At 64.0% G+C, this 17,691-nt stretch carries 18 protein-coding genes and 1 pseudogene; 10 read left to right on the top strand and 9 right to left on the bottom strand.

The genetic code is table 11. From position 1 onward, the window contains the following. The first annotated feature begins 52 nt into the window (after positions 1-52). Positions 53-1,384: an LLM class flavin-dependent oxidoreductase gene (locus M3484_RS19785; RefSeq protein WP_249498893.1), complete on the top strand. Its 1,332-nt coding sequence runs from the start codon at positions 53-55 to the stop codon at positions 1,382-1,384. Between the two features lie 19 nt (positions 1,385-1,403). Here M3484_RS19785 and M3484_RS19780 read toward each other — a convergent pair whose 3' ends face one another. Both M3484_RS19780 and M3484_RS19775 read right to left on the bottom strand, forming a co-directional pair. Next, a complete protein-coding gene (locus M3484_RS19780) occupies positions 1,404-2,423 on the bottom strand; it encodes an isopenicillin N synthase family dioxygenase (protein WP_249498892.1) in 1,020 nt (339 codons plus the stop codon). A 95-nt stretch (positions 2,424-2,518) separates the two neighbouring features. Then, entirely contained in the window at positions 2,519-3,826 is a 1,308-nt protein-coding gene (locus tag M3484_RS19775) for an O-acetylhomoserine aminocarboxypropyltransferase/cysteine synthase family protein (RefSeq protein ID WP_249498956.1), read from the bottom strand. 443 nt (positions 3,827-4,269) lie between these two features. On the opposite strand from M3484_RS19775, the gene M3484_RS19770 reads away from it, so the two are divergent. The 7 genes from M3484_RS19770 (at position 4,270) to M3484_RS19740 (ending at position 10,825) form a co-directional block, all read left to right on the top strand. Next, positions 4,270-5,295 (top strand): amino acid ABC transporter substrate-binding protein, encoded by a 1,026-nt coding sequence (locus tag M3484_RS19770; protein WP_249498891.1) that lies wholly within the window; start codon positions 4,270-4,272, stop codon positions 5,293-5,295. Positions 5,296-5,309: 14 nt separating this feature from the next. After that, positions 5,310-6,494: an amino acid ABC transporter permease gene (locus M3484_RS19765; RefSeq protein WP_249498890.1), complete on the top strand. Its 1,185-nt coding sequence runs from the start codon at positions 5,310-5,312 to the stop codon at positions 6,492-6,494. Continuing rightward, a complete protein-coding gene (locus tag M3484_RS19760) occupies positions 6,491-7,564 on the top strand; it encodes an amino acid ABC transporter permease (RefSeq protein ID WP_249498889.1) in 1,074 nt (357 codons plus the stop codon). The genes M3484_RS19765 and M3484_RS19760 overlap by 4 nt, the downstream gene beginning before the upstream one ends. Positions 7,565-7,738: 174 nt before the next feature. Continuing rightward, positions 7,739-8,761 carry an ABC transporter substrate-binding protein gene (locus M3484_RS19755; RefSeq protein ID WP_249498888.1) on the top strand — a complete coding sequence of 341 codons (1,023 nt, stop codon included), beginning with the start codon at positions 7,739-7,741 and terminating at the stop codon, positions 8,759-8,761. Between the two features lie 21 nt (positions 8,762-8,782). Next, on the top strand, positions 8,783-9,772 hold the full coding sequence (locus M3484_RS19750) for an ABC transporter permease (protein WP_249498887.1): 990 nt from the start codon (positions 8,783-8,785) through the stop codon (positions 9,770-9,772). Next, positions 9,772-10,539 (top strand): ABC transporter ATP-binding protein, encoded by a 768-nt coding sequence (locus M3484_RS19745; protein WP_249498886.1) that lies wholly within the window; start codon positions 9,772-9,774, stop codon positions 10,537-10,539. The genes M3484_RS19750 and M3484_RS19745 overlap by 1 nt, the downstream gene beginning before the upstream one ends. Beyond that, a complete protein-coding gene (locus M3484_RS19740; protein WP_249498885.1) occupies positions 10,532-10,825 on the top strand; it encodes a hypothetical protein in 294 nt (97 codons plus the stop codon). Before M3484_RS19745 ends, M3484_RS19740 begins: the two co-directional genes overlap by 8 nt. On the opposite strand, the gene M3484_RS24060 is transcribed toward M3484_RS19740, so the two are convergent. Both M3484_RS24060 and M3484_RS19730 read right to left on the bottom strand, forming a co-directional pair. Further along, positions 10,747-10,998, bottom strand: coding sequence for a TrbC/VirB2 family type IV secretion system protein (locus tag M3484_RS24060; protein WP_502942491.1), 252 nt, complete (start codon positions 10,996-10,998; stop codon positions 10,747-10,749). The genes M3484_RS19740 and M3484_RS24060 overlap by 79 nt on opposite strands. A gap of 357 nt (positions 10,999-11,355) precedes the next feature. Beyond that, complete coding sequence (locus M3484_RS19730; RefSeq protein ID WP_502942487.1) at positions 11,356-12,033, bottom strand: ATPase, T2SS/T4P/T4SS family; 678 nt, start codon at positions 12,031-12,033, stop codon at positions 11,356-11,358. A 346-nt stretch (positions 12,034-12,379) separates the two neighbouring features. Here M3484_RS19730 and M3484_RS19725 point away from each other — a divergent pair, with 346 nt between their 5' ends. Then, positions 12,380-13,078, top strand: coding sequence for an ArsR/SmtB family transcription factor (locus M3484_RS19725; protein WP_249498884.1), 699 nt, complete (start codon positions 12,380-12,382; stop codon positions 13,076-13,078). 205 nt (positions 13,079-13,283) lie between these two features. Here the strand turns inward: M3484_RS19725 and M3484_RS19720 are convergent. From M3484_RS19720 to M3484_RS19710, 3 genes and pseudogenes are all read right to left on the bottom strand, one after another. Then, a pseudogene (locus M3484_RS19720) lies at positions 13,284-13,406 on the bottom strand (PLP-dependent transferase); the annotation flags it as partial. 113 nt (positions 13,407-13,519) lie between these two features. Continuing rightward, positions 13,520-14,059, bottom strand: coding sequence for a prolyl-tRNA synthetase associated domain-containing protein (locus M3484_RS19715; protein ID WP_249498883.1), 540 nt, complete (start codon positions 14,057-14,059; stop codon positions 13,520-13,522). Positions 14,060-14,074: 15 nt separating this feature from the next. Beyond that, positions 14,075-15,262, bottom strand: a complete 1,188-nt coding sequence (locus M3484_RS19710; RefSeq protein WP_249498882.1) for an MFS transporter — start codon at positions 15,260-15,262, stop codon at positions 14,075-14,077. Positions 15,263-15,459: 197 nt separating this feature from the next. On the opposite strand from M3484_RS19710, the gene M3484_RS19705 reads away from it, so the two are divergent. Beyond that, positions 15,460-16,116: an ArsR/SmtB family transcription factor gene (locus M3484_RS19705; RefSeq protein ID WP_249498881.1), complete on the top strand. Its 657-nt coding sequence runs from the start codon at positions 15,460-15,462 to the stop codon at positions 16,114-16,116. 275 nt (positions 16,117-16,391) lie between these two features. Here the strand turns inward: M3484_RS19705 and M3484_RS19700 are convergent, their stop codons facing one another. Together M3484_RS19700 and M3484_RS19695 are read right to left on the bottom strand one after the other, a co-directional pair. Beyond that, positions 16,392-16,637 (bottom strand): hypothetical protein, encoded by a 246-nt coding sequence (locus tag M3484_RS19700; RefSeq protein WP_249498880.1) that lies wholly within the window; start codon positions 16,635-16,637, stop codon positions 16,392-16,394. Then, positions 16,589-17,560, bottom strand: a complete 972-nt coding sequence (locus M3484_RS19695) for an MFS transporter (protein WP_249498879.1) — start codon at positions 17,558-17,560, stop codon at positions 16,589-16,591. The genes M3484_RS19700 and M3484_RS19695 overlap by 49 nt, the downstream gene beginning before the upstream one ends. Positions 17,561-17,691 lie beyond the last annotated feature (131 nt).

Raw genomic sequence — 17,691 nt, 5'->3', positions numbered from 1 at the left:
CATTTTGCAAATCCCGATATAAACTCTGCCCATCTTTAGCAGGAATGTCATCATGAGCCGTGACCGTCAGCTTCACCTCGGGGCCTTCATGCGGCCGGTCTCGCTGCATACCGGCGCATGGCGCTATCCCGGCGCCTGGCCGGATGCGAATTTCAACCTCCGCCATCTGACCTATATGGCGCAGCGGCTTGAGGCGGCGAAGTTCGACGCCTTTTTCATGGCCGACCACCTCGCGGTGCTGAATATGCCGGTCGAGGCGCTCAGGCGCAGCCATACCGTCACCTCTTTCGAGCCCTTCACGCTGTTATCCGCGCTGGCGGCGGTGACGGAACGTATCGGGCTGATCGCGACGGCATCGACCAGCTATGACGAACCCTATCACGTCGCCCGGCGCTTTGCCTCGCTGGATCATATTTCCGGCGGGCGGGCGGGGTGGAACATCGTCACCACATCAAACCCCGATGCGGCACTGAATTTCGGGCGCGAAGACCAGCCCGTCCATGCCGACCGCTATGCGCGGGCGCGGGAATTCTATGATGTGGTGACCGGGCTCTGGGACACGTTTGCCGATGATGCCTTCACGCGTGACGTGCAAAGCGGCCAGTATTTCGACCCGGCCCGGATGCATGTGCTGGGTCACAAAGGGCCAGAGCTTTCGGTATGCGGGCCGCTGAACATCGCGCGGCCTCCGCAGGGTTGGCCAGTGATCGTGCAGGCCGGCGCCTCCGAGCCCGGTCGCCAGCTTGCGGCGGAAACCGCCGAGGCGGTGTTTGCCGCGCCGCAAAGCCTTGCCGATGGCCGCGCCTTTTATGCCGATGTGAAATCGCGGGCCGTGGCGGCGGGCCGGGCGCGCGAAGATCTCGTGATCCTGCCCGGCGCCTTTGTGATCGTGGGGGAAACCATCGCCGAGGCAAAGGCGAAACGCGCCGCGCTGGACAGTCTGGTCTATTATGAAAGCGCAATTGCCTCGCTTTCAATCGCGCTCGGGTTTGATGCCTCGGGCTTTGACCCGGATGCGCCTTTGCCCGAGGATCTGCCCGAGACCAACCAGTCGAAATCCAGCCGCGACCGGGTGATCGCAATGGCCCGCAGCGAGGGCCTGACCGTCCGCCAGCTGGCACAGCGACAGGGTGGCTATTCCGGCCTTTCCTTCATCGGCACGCCCGCAAGCATTGCCGATAAGATGGAGGAATGGCTCGATCAGGACGGCTCTGACGGGTTCAACATCATGTTCCCCTTCCTGCCGGCGGGGCTGACCGATTTCACCGACCAGGTGGTGCCGGAACTGCAACGCCGCGGCCTCTTTCGCCGCGACTATGAGGGGGCGACGCTGCGCGATCATCTGGGCCTCAAACGCCCGCCGAACCGGTTTTTCCCCGGCTGAGCGAGCGTGTGGGCTCGGTTCAGCCGTTCCCGGCCAGCCCCGCCCTGAGCAGATCGCCGTGATGGGCATGCGCCACATCGGGATGCGAGCGCAGGCGGCTTTTCAGATGGTTCAGCCCGACATTGCGAAAGAGCGGGTTCAGCGGGTCGACCGTCAGCCCGCGCTCGCGGCTTTTCAGCGCCTCAGGAAGCGGCAGGACCGGGATCTCGGCATCGTAATGCGCGCCGAGGAAGAAGGCGTAGGAAAACCGCTCCACCCCAGGCGGTGGGGCGATCACGTCATGCACATCGGCGCGCACGAAGCCATTGGTCGCCAGCTCCAGCAGCTCGCCTGAATTGATCACGAATGTGCCCGGCAGCGGCGGCACCCTGATCCAGTCACCATCAAGCGTCTGGACCCGCAGCCCCTCGACCTCGTCTTGCAAAAGAATGGTGATGATGCCGCCATCCTTATGCGCCCCGACACCCTGATCGGTTTCGGCCACATCGCGCCCCGGATAGCGGATCAGTTTCAGAAGCTGGGTCGGCTGCGGATCGTAAACCGCGCGGAACGCATCCGCCTCCAGGCCAAGCGCCAGCGCAATCGCCTGCAAAAGGTCGATCCCAAGCGCCGTCACCCGTTCCTGATAGTCGAGCACCACCGGTTTCAGATCGGGCAGCGCGTCGGGCCATTGGTTGGGGCCATGCAGCCGGCTCCAGGGATCTGTACCATCCGGGAGGGGCTCGCCTTCGGTGTTGAAATCGATCTGCTCGCGCCAGTCCTGCTCGCCGCGCGTGTGTTCCAGCCCGGCGCGGTTATAGCCGCGAAAATGCGGCGATTTCACCATCGCGACCGCCAGCTTCTCCGCCTCGGGCAGCGCGAAAAACGCCCGTGACAGGCGTTTCAGATCCTTGATCAGCGTCTCCGGGACATCATGGCCGGTGAGGTAGAAAAACCCGTGATCATGAAGCACCGCGCGCAGTTCCTCAACGAAAGCGGCGCGTGCGTCAGGCCCGGCATGGAAACGCGAGACATCGAGAATGGGGAGGGTGCTGGACAATCTGTGCTCCTGATCCGGCGCATTGCAAGGTAAGGGGCGGGGAGGAGAGGGCCCTCCCCGCCCTGGTTTTCACGCCCGGGTTTCGCGGCGGATCTTTACGCGGCCTTGCGGTCGCGATTGCCCGATGCCGCCTCAAGTGCCTGTTTCAGATCGGCGATGATATCTTCCGGATGCTCGATCCCGATCGAAAGCCGCACATAGCCCGGCGTAACGCCTGCGGCGCGTTGTTCAGCTTCGGTCAGCTGCTGATGCGTGGTCGAGGCCGGATGGATCGCAAGGCTGCGCGCATCGCCGATATTCGCCACATGATGGAACAGCTGCAGCGCGTCGATGAAAGCGCGGCCGGCATCAACGCCGCCTTCCAGCTCGAACCCGATCAGCGCGCCATAGCCACCTTCCAGATAGGTATCGGCGCGGCGCCGGGCCTCGCCGCCCTGCAGGCCGGGATAGATCACCTGGGTGACACCTGGCAGCGCGGCCAGGACATCCGCGACCTGACGGGCGTTTTCATTGTGCTGGCGGATGCGCAAAGGCAGCGTCTCCAGCCCCTGCAACGTCAGGAAGGCGTTTTGCGGCGCGACCGAGGCGCCGATGTCGCGCAGCAGCTTGACCCGCGCGCGCAACACATAGGCGATGGGGCCAAGCGGTTTGGCAGCCTCGGTCCAGATCGCGCCGTGATAGGCGGCATCGGGCCGGGTCAAAAGCGGGAAACGGGCGGCATGGGCCTCCCAGTCGAAATTCCCGCCATCGATGATCGCGCCGCCAATCGCCGTGCCATGGCCGCCGATATATTTCGTGGTGGAATAGACCACCACCGCCGCGCCATGTTTCAGCGGTTTCGCGGTCAGCGGCGCGGCCGTGTTGTCGAGGATCAGCGGCACGCCGAGCTTGCGGCCAAGTTCGGCCACTTCGGCAATCGGGAAGACCTGAAGCTTGGGGTTCGGCAGCGTCTCGCCAAACCAGGCGCGGGTTTTGTCATCCGTCGCTTTGGCGAAATTCTGCGGATCGGCCTGGTCGACGAACCGCACCGCGATGCCGAACTGCTTCAGCGTATTCGACAACAGCGTGACCGTGCCGCCGTAAAGATCGGTCGAGGCGACGATATTATCGCCTGCCTGAGCGATATTGGTCAGCGCGAAAAACGTCGCGGCCTGGCCCGAGGCCAGAGCCAGCGCCGCCGCGCCGCCTTCGATCTGCGCGAGCCGGGTTTCCAGCGCGTCGGTCGTCGGATTGCCGATGCGGGAATAGATATTGCCCAGCTCTTCCAGCGCGAAGAGCCGTGCGGCATGGGCGGTATCGTCGAACTGGAAGCTGGTATTCTGGTAGATTGGCACCGCGAGCGAGCCGGTCGCCGGATCGGTGCGCCAGGTGCCGCCATGCAGGGCGAGCGTCTCGGGGTGCAGGCTGGTCGTCGCCATCGGGATCATCCTTTCTGGTGGATCAGGGGGTCGGGCAACGGCCCGCAATGTGAGCTGGCAACAGCATCGTCAAATCATCACGATTGTTTCAATCGTCTTATCAGGGGCATTCAGGGAAGGAGATTTCCTTCGCCCCTGCCCCGGCAGGAGAGTTGATCTTTTCTGCGCGAAACCGCCCCGGAACAGGAAAAACCACAGATGATTTCTTTGCCTCTCGCGGCAGCGCAGCCTGTATCTGACGTGATTCGAAAAGCAGAACCGGCGGGCGACAGCAGGATTATTCTCTGCGCCGCGCCTGCGGCGAAAGAGGGCTGCTCTTCGGTCGCGCAATTACAGAAATATCATGTAAATCAGCAAGATACTTGATATAATTCAGGCTCCGCGCTCGGATTGCCTCATGAAATCGGCAGATATCGGAGCATCTTTACATGAGCAATGAACGACTTTTCGGCCGCACCCTGCGCGGTCTTGCAGCAGCGGCGGCGCTTGCCGCAACCGCCCTTCCCGCGACCGCAGGCGGCACGCTGGACGCCATCAAAGAGCGCGGTGTGATCAAGGTCGGTGTCGGCACCACGCCGGGTTTCTTCTCGCCCGACAGCGAGGGCAAATGGCAGGGCTTCTTCATTGATTACGGCCGGGCGCTGTCCATCGCGGTCTTCAATGAAGACGGTAAGGTGGAGTTCACCAACTCTTCACCACAGCAGCGCCTGCCCGCGCTTCAGGCCGGCGAATTTGACATCCTCCTGTCGGGCGTCACGGTCACCATCAACCGCGCCTTCAATCTCGGCTTCCATTTCGGGCCGACCGTTTTCTATGACGGCCAGGGCATCCTTGCACGCAAGGAACTCGGCGTGACCACGGCGACAGAGCTCGACGGCGCGGTGATCGGGGTGCAATCGGGCACCACGGGTGAATTGAACATCGCTGATTTCTTCCGCAAATCTGGCCATGAATTCACCCCCGTCACCATTGAAGATACGTCGGAATTCATCGCGGCGCTGGAATCGGGCCGGGTCGATGCGATCACCCAGGACAGCTCGGATCTGGTGGGCAAGCTGCAGCAGCTGAAGAACCCCGATGACTATGTGCTTTTGCCCGAACGGCTGTCGAAAGAGCCGCTTGCGCCTGCGATCAAGGCCGGTGATGACCAATGGCTCGAAATCGTCAACTGGACCGTCTATGCCACGATCCAGGCCGAAGAATGGGGCATCACCTCGGCCAATGTCGATGAATTCCTGAAATCGGAAGATCCGGCAATCCAGCGTTTCCTCGGCGTTGATCCGTCTTTGGCCGAGGCCATCGGGTTCAAGCCGGACTGGGCCTATAAGATCATCAAGACCGTGGGCAATTACGGCGAGATCTATGACCGCCACCTGACACCGCTGGGCTGGGAGCGCGGCTATAACGACATCTGGACCAATGGCGGGCTGCTTTATTCGCCGCCCTTCCGCTGAGCAGGTCAGAGAAGGTGAATATCCCCCTCCGTGAGGCAGGGCCCAATGAGGCAGGGCGGGGCCAATCACCGCATCGGCGCGGGGTCATCCCCGCGCTGGTCGCATGGTGGGGGCCGCGCCCCTATACCCAGCTGGCGCTGGTCCTGGTCATCCTGGCCGGGCTCTGGCTTTTGGGCCAGAACATTGCCGCCGCGCTGGAGAAGGCCGGGATCTCGCCCGGCTTCGCTTTTCTGTCGCGCGCCGCCAGCTTCCAGATCGGCGAGAGCGCTATCCCCTTCTCAGCCGGCGATACCTATCTGCGCGCCATCGGCGTCGGCGTGATCAATACGCTGCGGGTGGCGCTGATCGGCTGTTTGCTGGCGGCTTTGCTCGGGACGGCGCTTGGGGTTCTTGGGCTGATGGGGAACCCGCTTCTGACCCGGCTGGTCAGGATCTATGTCGAGCTGATCCGCAACACGCCGCTGTTGTTGCAGCTGTTCTTCTGGATCGCACTGGCGCGCAATCTGCCGGGACCAAAACAGGCGGTACATGGGGGCGGTATCTGGCTGACCAATCGCGGTGTCTATGTCCCGGCCCCGGTGGTCGAGGCTGGCTGGCTCTGGCCGCTTCTGGCCTGCGTGGTCGTGATCGTCGCCGTGCTGGCGCTGCGCCGGTATGCAAGGCTCAGGCGCGGCACCTGGCCAGTTGCCCTGGCGCTGATCGCCGGGATTTTCTGGCAGGCGGGCCTCAGCTTTGACATCCCCGTGCTCAAGGGGCTGAACGTTCGGGGCGGGCTGACGCTTTCGCCGGAATATGCCGCGCTGCTGGTCGCGCTGGTCGTGAAATTCTCTGCCGCGATTGCCGAGATCGTGCGCGCCGGCATCCTGTCCGTCCCCGAGGGCCAGCGTGAGGCCGCCCGCGCCATGGGCCTGTCCGACTGGCAGATCATGCGCCTTGTGATACTGCCCCAGGCGCTCAGAGTGATCGTGCCGCTGACCACCTCGGTCTTTCTCGATCTGACCAAGGATTCTAGCCTCGCCGTCGCGATCGGCTATCCCGATCTCGTCTCGGTGCTGAACACCACCGCGAACACCACCGGCCAGGCCATCGAGGCAGTGCTGATCATGGCCGGGACCTTCCTTTTGCTCAACCTATGCGTGGCCGCGCTGATGAACCATTACAACCGCCGCGTCGCCCTGCGCGGAGAGGGGCGCAGATGAGCGTGATCTTTATGAATTATCGCAGCCGCGACCTGGTGGCGCCCTTGTGGCGCAGCCTCGCGGGCGGGCCGCTGAACACCGTGCTGACGCTGGCCTCGGTGCTGATACTGGCGCTGATCCTGCCACCTTTGATCCATTGGGCGATCACGGATGCGGTCTTCAGCGGCACACAGGATGAATGCCGCGCTGCCAGCGGCGCCTGCTGGGCCTTTCTGCGCGCCAAGGCTCGCTTCATCCTTTTCGCCTTCTACCCAGGCGAGCATCTCTGGCGCCCGATCCTCGTGATCATTGCGCTTCTGGGGCTGATGGTGGCTTCGGCCCTGCCACGCTTCTGGGGACCGTTCCTGATCCTGGCCTGGCCGGTCACGCTGGCGCTGGCCTGGGCGCTGATGGCCGGTGGCACATGGACCGCCGGTCTGCTGATGCGGGTCTCGCTGAATGACTGGGGCGGGTTGCCGGTGACGCTGCTGGTGTGGTCGACCTGCATGGCCTTTGCCTTTCCGGCCGCCGTGCTTCTGGCGCTGGCACGGGCCTCAAAAATGGGCGGGCTGCGGCTGATTTCGGTCACCTATATCGAGGTGATGCGCGCCATTCCGATGGTCGCGATCCTCTATTTCGCCATGCTGATCCTGCCGCTGGCTTTGCCGCAGGGCGTAATCCTGGATAAGCTGATCCGCGCCACGATCATGGTCGCCTTGTTCTGGACCGCCTATCTGGCAGAGGTCGTGCGGGGCGGGCTGCAAACCGTTGGCCCGGGCCAGGCCGAGGCGGCACAGTCACTCGGGCTGGGCTATTGGCGGATCATGCAGCTGGTGGTGCTGCCCCAGGCCCTTCGCAAGGTGATCCCGGGGCTGGTCAATCTTGGCATCGGCTTTCTGCTGGCGACCTCGCTGCTGGCGGTGATCGGGGCGTTTGATCTTTTGAACACCGCCCGGGCCTCGACCACCGACACGCAATGGCTGGGCTTTTACGACGAGGCCTATGTCTTCGCGGCCCTGATCTATTTCCTGCTCTGCTATGGCGGCTCGCGCTACAGCCGCTGGCTGGAAACGCGGTTGCGCCGGCGATGACCATGCGCCGACGGGAAGAGGGAATTTCCCCCGGACCCACATAGCCAGACATGGCTGTGCCAGCCGAAGGGTGGTCTTCGAAATCCTGTTCCCCCGGCCCTGATCTATCCTCTGACCTGATCCATTCCGGCCCCCGATTACCCCTTTCCTTCTCAGCAAAAGCGAACGCGCATTATGACAGCATCCCACCGAAACGGCCTTTCGCGCCGCACTCTTCTGACAACCGGCGCGGCGGCGGCGGGCCTTGGCGCGGCCGGGCTTTCGACCGGGATCAGCACACGCCGCGCCATGGCCGGCAACCTGACCAAAATCAAACTTGAATGGACCGAAGTGGCCGCCTGCCACGCCCCGGTCGGGTTCGCGCTGGAAAAGGGCATTTTCGAGAAACACGGGCTGGATGTGGAACTGTTCTACCAGGGCGCCAGCGGCCAGACCCTGATCCAGGCGCTGGCCACCCGCAAGGCCGAGGCCGGGCCGGGTCTTTTGTATGACTGGCTGAAACCGATCGAGCAGGGCTTTGACGTCAAACTTTTCGCCGGATCGCATGGCGGCTGCCAGAGCATCCTGACGCCTCAGGACAGTGGCATTAAAACGCTGGAAGATCTGCGCGGCAAAACCATCGGCACCTTTGATGTCATGTCGCCCTCGCGCGTGGCATTTTCGGTCGCGCTGAAGAAGGCCGGGCTTGACCCCGATCAGGATGTGACCTGGAAAGTCTTCCCCTTCGATCTGGTGGCCGAGGCCGTGCTGCGCGGCGAGGCGGATGCGCTGGCGCATATGGATCCCTGGGCTTATGGCTGGGAAAAGGAACATAAGTTCCACCGCGTTGCCGACACCCAGACGCTCAGCTTCCAGGACCGGGTTTGCTGTGTGCTGGGCGTGAACGGGGATTATTACGAGACCAACAAAGACGCGCTGAAACGCGTCGCCGCCGCCAATCTCGAGGTGCACCAATATACCGCCGCCCATCCGGACGAGGTCGCGCAATGGTATTTCGACACTTTGCGCCCCGGCATGTCGGTCGAGACCCTGACCGAGGTTCTGGCCTCTTTCACCTATCATGAGCACTGGTTCGGCGACAAACTGCGCGACGAGGTCAGACGCGGCTATGAGGATCTTAAGCTGACCGGCGTGGCCGATGCCTCGACCGATCCGGAAGAGATCGCCAGCCGCATCACCATCGACATTTTCGCCTGAACCCTGACTGGACGATCCTGAATGAGCGATCTGCCTGAAAGCGGGCGGGGGGTTTACGCCCCCGCCACCCGCCTGCCCCTGCCCATCTGGCGCGACGGTCTGCTGGCCGCGCTGGCCTGGGGTTCGGTCTCGGTGGTGACACTGATCCTGCCCGATGTCATCCAATGGGGTGCGACCGGTACCTTCGCCGCGCTCACGGGAACGGTCGCCGCGATCTTCCTCGCGCTGGCCTTCACCGTGGCGCCCGGGCAAAGCAGCACCCTGACGCATTACGGCCCCTGGTTCATCGTACTGGGCCTGTGGCTTTTGCTGTGGGAGGTGATCACCGCAAAGCTCGGCTGGTTGCCCAAGCCGTTCTTTTCGCCGCCACAGGGTCTTTTGCATGTCTATATGACCGACTGGGACCGGCTTTTGATCTGCATCGCCTATACCGGGCGACTTTGGGGCCTGGGTTTTTTCATCGGCATTTCGGTGGGCTTTCTGGCCGGGGTGGGGCTGGGCTGGTCAAAGCGCTTCGCCTATTGGGGGATGCCGGTGCTGAAGCTGATCGGGCCGGTGCCCGCCAGTGCCTGGATCCCCTGCGCCTTTTTCATCTTCCCTTCGACCTTCCAGGCCTCGGTATTTCTGGTGGCGCTGGCCTCGGGGATCCCGGTCGCGATCCTGACTGCATCGGGGATATCCCAGGTCAACCGCGCCTTTTATGACGTGGCGCGGACGCTTGGCGCAACCAGCCGCTGGCAGGTGACCAAAATCGCCATTCCTGCGGCGCTGCCCAATGTGTTTGTCGGGCTCTTCATGGGGCTTTACTACAGCTTTGCCGTGCTGGTGGTGGCCGAGATGCTGGGGGCAAAATTTGGCCTGGGCTGGTATCTGCAGTTCAACACAGCCTATTCGGCCTATGCCAATGTCTATGCCGCGCTGATTGTCATGGCACTGATCTGCGCCGGGCTGGTGAAGCTTTTGTTCCTGATCCGGGACCGGCTGCTGGGCTGGCAGAAGGGAATCCTCTGATGTCTGCTGTCACCCCCGTCGGGCTGCGCTTCGACCATGTCTCGCATGGATATGATATCGGCGGCACGCTGTTACCGGTGCTGGAGGATGTGTCCCTCGATGTAGCGCCCGGCGAATTCGTAGCACTGCTGGGCCCATCAGGCTGCGGCAAGTCGACCCTTCTGCGGCTTGCGGCCGGGCTGGAACTGCCGCGCGCGGGTGAGGCACTGGCCGGCGGTACGCCGATCACCGGCCCCGGCCCAGAGCGCATTCTCGTCTTTCAGGAAGCGACCCTTTTCCCCTGGCGCACAGTGCGCCGCAATGTCGAAGCCGGCCCCGAAGCTCGCGGCGAGCTGGCGGCAAAGCAGGCCCGTGTCGATGAGGCGCTGCGTCTCGTCGGGCTGGAAGCTTTCGGCGCGGCTTTCCCGCATCAGTTGTCTGGCGGCATGGCGCAGCGGGCGGCGATTGCCCGGGCGCTGGTCAATGACCCGCGTCTCCTCTTGCTGGATGAGCCTCTGGGCAAGCTCGACAGCCTCACGCGGCTCAATCTGCAAAAGGATCTGATCCGCCTCTGGCAGGATCGTGGCTTTACCGCCCTTCTCGTCACCCATGATGTTGAAGAGGCTCTGTTGTTGGCTGATCGGGTGGTGCTGTTCTCGCCGCGCCCGGCCCGTATCATCGAGGAGCTGCGGGTGGACCGCCCCCAGCCCCGCCGCCGCGATGACCCCGCGCTGATTGCGCTGCGAACACGGCTTCTTGCCAGCCTCGGGGTTCTGGAGGATGTCTGACCGTCTGCGACCGGTCTGGGTTCTGGCCGCCGGGGCCGGGCTGATCCTCCTCGCCCTCCTGTGGTGGTATGTGATTTTCGGCACCATCGTGAGCGAGGGCTATGGCAAATACAGCCAGGCCGCGCCCTGCCTCTGGGGCACATCGGGCTATACCTGCCAGCTGATGCTGTCGCTTTGCAGCGTTGATTACCTGCTGATCCCGAAAGCCTATCGTCCCGAGTTGTTCCAGACCGGCGTCTTCCTCCTGTTGTCCGCCGGGTTTTTTGCGGCGCTGCGGCGCAGCTGACCCTTGTGAGATTGACAACCGGTTCCGTTTATTAGGCCCAGCGTCGGGCCAGTGACGATGATGACGATCACAGCCACGATTTTCGCCACCGGGCCTTCGACGGATTCGAGGATGGATTGCAGCGGCGCCTCCCAAGGCATGGATGAGCCGGAGGCCCAGGCCGGGGATGTCATCAGGCTCACCCAGGCGAAGGCGGCGGCGGTTGCGATATGATGGTGGGTACGGAAGGCACGACGGATCATGCAGGTTTTCCAGCGTTGTGGGTGGTGTCGGGTTCTGAAAAGGCGGGGGGAAATCCGGTAGTCGCTGTCGGGTCCGAGACCTTCGATGCGGGCGAGTTCGACAAGCCGCCGTGCGGAACCGCTACCGGCAAGGACGGCGACGAGGTCGATGGTCTCCGCGATCATGGCGCGCGGAACGGTGACAACGGCTTCCTGGATGAGTTGTTCGAGGCGGCGCAGCGCGCCGATGCCGCGGGGTGGCCGGTGCCCCAGGCTTTGAGGAGATCCAGCGCCTCGGCCCCAGGAACCTCACCGATCGGAATGCGGTCGGGGCGGAGGCGCAGCGACGAGCGCCAGATCGGACAGAGTGGCGACACCCTCCTTGGTCCGCATCGCCACCAGATTGGGCGCCGCGCATTGCAACTCGCGCGTGTCCTCGATGATGACGATGCGATCCGCGCCTTTTGCGACTTCGGAGAGCAGCGCGTTGGTGAGCGTCGTTTTACCTGTGCTGGTGCCACCCGCGACAAGGATGTTCGCACGCGACTGGACAGCGGCGCGGAGCGTTTCCGCCTGGCCCGCGGACATGATGCCAGCCGCCACATAGTCATCCAGCGTGAACACCGCGACGGCGGGCTTGCGGATGGCGAAAGCCGGCGCGGCCACGACCGGCGGCAGCAAGCCCTCGAAGCGCTCACCTGTTTCAGGCAGTTCCGCCGAGACACGCGGGGACCGAACATGGACCTCAACACCCACATGATGGGCAACCAGCCGCACGATGCGTTCGCCATCGGCGGCGGACAGCATCTGGCCGGTATCAGCCAGCCCCTCGGACAGCCGGTCCACCCAGATCCGACTGTCGGGGTTCAGCATAACCCCGACGACAGCCGGGTCTTGCAGAAGGGTTGAGGTGGCGGGCCCGAGCGCCGTCCGGAGCATACGCGCGCCGCGGTCCACCGTTGCCTGTTTGTGGTTGATGCCTGCCATCTCGTCCCCGTTCCACCGGGGAGGCGAGAGATGGTCCCCGGATGGGGATGACTAAAAGAGACCCGAAACGGGTCGTTTCAACAAGTTTCGACCGTCGTAGTAGTATGGCGTGCAAATACAGGAGAACGGCGGTGGCGACATCTCGTGCGTTGCGTGAACAGGAGGCGGATGGGCGATCACAACGTGATCCGGCCCAATAGCGGCTTATTCACAGAGCGCCTCAGCGCTGGATGCATCTGGTCAGAATAACCCCGCCAGGACATCGCTGTTTCAATGCCCGCAAGATTGCGACCCTCCACTGTGATTGGTAAGGTCATTCAATCGCCTTGATGAATGACGGCCCGAGATGACTCAAGACAGCTGCGCGACCCCGAAGCAGGATATTTTCCTGAGCCTGGCCGAGCTTGCACAGGCAATCGGGCATGTGAACCGGCTGGAACTGCTGGAGCATCTGGCGCAGGGGCCGCGGTCGGTCGAGGAACTGAGTACACGGTCGGGCATGGCTTTCGCCAATACTTCGCGCCATCTGCAAATCCTGCGGCGGGCGGGGCTTCTCAAGACAGAACGGCAGGGCAAGAAGGTTGTCTACAGCCTGACCGGCCTGACCGAGGTGGTGCTGCTGATAAAGGCCCTCGGCCTGATGGGCGAGGCGCATATCGCTACGGTCGGGCAGCGCCTGAACACCTCGTATCGAATCCACGACACCATGCCTCCGGTCACGCGGGAAGAACTGGCCACGCGGCTTGCCGGACAGTCCGCCTTTGTCGTGGATGTGCGGGCCGAAGATGAGTTCGGGCTGGGACATATCCCGGGCTCGATCAATATCCCGATGCTCGATCTGCACCACGGTCTCGCCAGCCTCCCCCGCGACCGCGCCATCGTCGTCTATTGCCGGGGCCCCTATTGCGTACAAGCCTACGAGGCGGCGGGCTTCCTGCGCTCGCAGGGGTTCGATGCGCGACGGCTTGAGGATGGCTTCCCGGAATGGCGGGCGCTCGGCTTTCCCGTCGAAATCCCCATCCCAGGCGGAACGACAGAGCCATGAAGGCGATCCAGTTCCCCTGTCGACGAAGTTTGAGCATCGCTGCGGCTGCGGCCCGGCTAAACCGCATGGCCTGTATCTGAAAGCCACCTCGACGGCGCAGGGACTGTCGCCCGGATCACACCCGATCCGTTGTTCAGCGGCGGGGTACCGGGCAACCTCTGCGGCGGGATGATCGCTTCGCTGCCGGACTGCCACGGCACCACCTCAGGTCACTGTGGCCGCCGGGGTATTTGGTGGTCGAATGGACCACCAGATCGACCCCAGGCTTCAGCGGCGACTGGTTGACGGGCGAGGCGAAGGTGTTGTCCATTACGACCAGAGCGCCGGCGGCCTTGCCGCCCTCCGCATCGAGCTGTTCGCCGCCATGCACCCAAAGCGTGGACAGGCTGAGTCTGGGCTCGGCTGCCATGGGTATCCTCCGTTCGGCTGGAAAGGCCGCGCCTATGCCGGCAGTGGCGTATCGAAATCGACAATCAACGGCTCCTGCCCGCAAGACAGGATGAAGCTCAGCAGCTCTTTCGGGTGCAGTCCGGTGCTTTCGGTGTTGATCAGGGGATGGAAGTTGAGCTGTTCCGCGCCCATCAGCGAGGCGTCGATCACCGGCGTCACCGCCCGGGTGGCGTCGTTGATCAGGCCCAGAGGGGTCAGCGCGCCGGGCCGGACGTCGAGGTATTCCTGCACCCGCTGGGCCGAGGCGAAGCCGACCTGGCCCTTCGCCCCGATCCGGCGGTGCAGCGTCTTGAGGTCGATCACCCGGTCCTCATGGAAGGACAGCAGGAAATGACGGGCCTTCTTGTCCTTGACCAGCAGGTTCTTGGTGAAGGTGCCAGCCATCGCGCCGCGCAGCGCCTTACCTTCCTCGACCGTCCTGTGGGCCGGATAGGGCACGGTTGGCGCCGCGATCCCGAGGTCGCGGAACCGGGCGAAGAGTTGCGCACGGGCGGCTTCGTCGGTCGGGTTTGCGGGAATGGCATCTTTCATGGTGTTCCTCGCGTGTCAGGCGGTCCGGGCGGCGCGGGTGCTGGCCGCGAACCAGATCAGCGCCAGCGCGGCGAGGCCGAGCCAGGGCAGCAGCACCGCGTTCAGCACCTGCCAGCCAAGCGCCTGCAGAAGCCCCCCGGCGCTGAACGAACAGGCCAGCCCGACCACGAAGATCGTCATGTCGTTGGTGGCCTGCGCCCGGCTCTTCTCGGCGGGGGTGTAGGTCGTGGTCAGCAGTGTGGTCCCGCCGATGTAGAGGAAGTTCCAGCCCACCCCGAGCATGATCAGCGCCGAGGCGAATGAGGTGAAGCCGGTGCCGGTGAAGGTCAGCGCGACATGGGTGGCGAGAATCGCGACCCCGGCGAGCATGATCTGCAGCACCCCGAAGCGCGCGATCAGCGAGCCGGTGATGAAGGACGGCAGGAACATCCCCAGCACATGAAGCTGGATCACCGTGGCGGCGGTGCCGAGGTCATGGTGATGGTGCTGCATCGCGATCGGCGTCGCGGTCATGGCGAGGATCATGATGCCGTAGCCGGTAGCCGCCCCGAACAGCGCCACCAGATAGCCGGGTTGGGTGACGATCTCGCCCCACCGGCGGCCCTGCCGGAGATCGACGTGATCGGCCCTGGCATCCGGCATCCTGAGAGCGGTCAGCACCCCCGCCGCGATCAGCGAGACCACGGCGAGGATCAGGAACGAACCGACATAGGCCGGCTCCATCAGCGGCCCGCCGATCCGCCCGAGCAGCGGCCCGAGCAGCGCCGCGACCACACCGCCCGCCATGACCAGCGAAATCGCCCGGGGCCGGAAGGCATCATCGGCCACCTCGCTGGCGGCGAAGCGGTAGAATTGCGCGAAGGCCTGATAAGCTCCGACCAGGAGAGCGCCGAGCGACAGCAGGTAAAGCTGCGCCAGCCAGATACCCGCCGCCGCGATCGCGCCACCGGCGATACCGAGGCCCGCGCCGAGCAGGAAGCCCGCGCGCCGGCCGGCCCTGGCCATGAAATGCGAGGCCGGAAAGGTCATCAGGGCGGTGCCGAGGAACATCGCCGCAACGGGCATCGTTGCCAGTTCCGGGCGAGGGGTGATCTGCGCGCCGGCGAGCCCGCCGACGGTCATCACCAGTACCGAAACGGTCTGGAACAGCGCCTGTGCCGAAGCGAGGAGAAACACCTGCCGGTGCATCGGGTTGCGGATCATCGACCGGGTCTCCGTGATCTCTTGTGCTGAGGGTCGGAATCATCATTCAATTTTTAAATTGATCGATAGTTCTGTTGAGATATATTTGTCAACGCCCCCGGCATAACGCCAGGTTGCATCGACCGGGCGGTCAACGGCTTGCAGCGCGGCCATCATGCCCCTATGATTCAAGCAAACTCTTGAACAGCGAGCCGCCGATGACCTCCTCACCCAAGGCCGCCCTGCTGGAAGAATTCGCCACGATCGCCCGCGCGATGTCGGCGCCGCATCGCCTTGCGATTCTCGAACAGCTTGCCCAGGTCGAGCGCGGGGTAGAGGCTCTGGCCGAGCGGGTCGGGATTTCCGTGGCGAACTGCTCGCAGCACCTTCAGCAGTTGCGCCGCGCCGGACTGGTCGCCTCGCGCCGCGACGGTAACCATGTGATCTATCGGTTGACCGACAACCGCATCCTCGTGCTGATGGACCAGATCCGGCGGCTGGCCGAACAGAACCTGGCCGAGGTGGAGGCGATCCTGCGGGGGCTTTCCGGGGGCGAGGAACCGCCCACAGCCATGGACCGCGACGATCTGGAACGGGCGTTGGCAGAGGATCGGGTCATCTTGCTCGACCTGCGCCCCGATGATGAGTTCACCGCCGCCCATATCCCCGGCGCACGCAATGCTCAGCTTGATGCGCTGGCCAGAGCGGTGCGTGACGCGGGCGGGCGCGAGATCGTCGCCTATTGCCGAGGTCCCTATTGTGTGCTGTCCGATCAGGCCGTGGCGCGGCTGCGCGCCATGGGCCTGACCGCCCGCCGGATGGAGGGCGGCCTGCCCGAGTGGCGGGCCGATGGCCGCGCGGTTCAGTCAGCCTGATCCATCCCGGCCAACCTGCCGTTCGCGCCGCCTTTAAGCCAGCGCGCATCCATGCAGGTGCCGCAGAGCAGCACCTTAGCGACGCCATATCATTTCGATGTTGCAGAACCCGTTGGAGGTTCTCTGGCCGGCCTTCATGCAGGCGACCACATCGGCCATCAGGAACACTGTGACCTCGCCCCCGATTTCCTGTCTGGCCAGCGCATTCGCCGGTCGCAGGCCGTTTTAGCTGCGTTCGGTGCCGTAGGGCGGGCCGTTCGCGATCAGCAGGTGCTTCATGGCAAGCCGCAGTGCAGGGGATCAAAGCGCCGGTTCGGGCGCGGGATTGATGCGGGGATGGGTTTCTTCCATATCGAGGACCAGCCACAGACCGGAGACGCAATATCGCCCATCGCCGCGATCAGCGTCGGGTAGAGCAGCGCCATGCCGACCCCGATCACCGCGGCCGCGATGCTCCAGGCCGCCACGCCGGTCAGGAACGGGAAGGCCAGCACACCCGCCGCGCAGATGAAAAAGCCCATGACGATCGGCCCTTGCGTCCGATCCGATCGGAGAGCGGCCCCGTCCAGAGTTGGCTGCCGCCCCAGACGAAGCCGTAGATGCCGGTGATCCAGCCGATCTCGATCAGGCTTGCGCCCCTGCCGATCAGGAACACCGGCACCAGCGCCCAGACCAGCGCATCCACGAACTTTTCCACGCTGCCGGCCTGCGACAGCGCCATGAAGCTGCGGTTCTGCCATGTGATCAGCGCAAAGATCTGACCCGAGGTCGGGTGTTCCGGCCCTTTGACAAAGCGGGCGCGCGGTCCCGTGACCGTGCCGGCCTTGTGCCGCGCGGCTTCGGCCCGTGCGAAGGGCTGCGTCTCGGTGTAGGCGAGAAGCGCGGCCGCCAGCCCGAAAAGCGTGACGACCAGGCCGAAAGCGAACAGGCTCAGGCGCGGATCAAAGCTGCTGGCCAGATAGCCGGTCAGCAGGCCGGCCAGTGCCACCGCGCCATAGCCGGCGAACTCGTTGACCCCGGTGGCGATGCCGCGCTGGTCGGCGCGCACGATGTCCATCTTGCCGGTCACGGTCATCGACCAGCAGAAACCCTGGTTGACCCCGAGAAGCACATTGGCCGCGACGATCCAGCCCCAACTCGGCGCCCAGAGGATGATGAACGGGATCGGCAAGGCCGCCAGCCAGCCCCAGATCAGCACCCGCTTACGCCCAACCCGCTCGGATATGCGGCCCGAGACAAAGTTCATCGCGCCCTTCACGATCCCGAAGGAGACGATGAAGCCGAAAAGCGCCAGCATAGAGCCTCTGGCCACCCCAAACTCGGTTTCGGCCAGCGCTGGAATCACCGTGCGTTGCAAGCCGATGGTCAGCCCAACAAAGAACACCTGCAGAAGCTGTTCCAGGAATGGCCGCAGGTTCTCGCGGATACCAAGGGCGTGGGTCATGGATCGGGGCCTTTGTTCCTGACAGCCGACCGACCGGCGGGCCACCAGCGGCGGGGTGGACTACCAGCAAACATTTTTCAATATATTACTTGAATATATATCAAGAGCCACCATGAAACTCACTTTCGCGC

It is taken from the genome of Pseudomonas sp. GX19020, assembly GCF_023371075.1.
In the GTDB taxonomy this organism is placed as follows: domain Bacteria; phylum Pseudomonadota; class Alphaproteobacteria; order Rhodobacterales; family Rhodobacteraceae; genus Pseudogemmobacter.
Note: the sequence above shows the minus strand (reverse complement) of the source record. Positions and strands in the feature narration are given on the sequence as shown.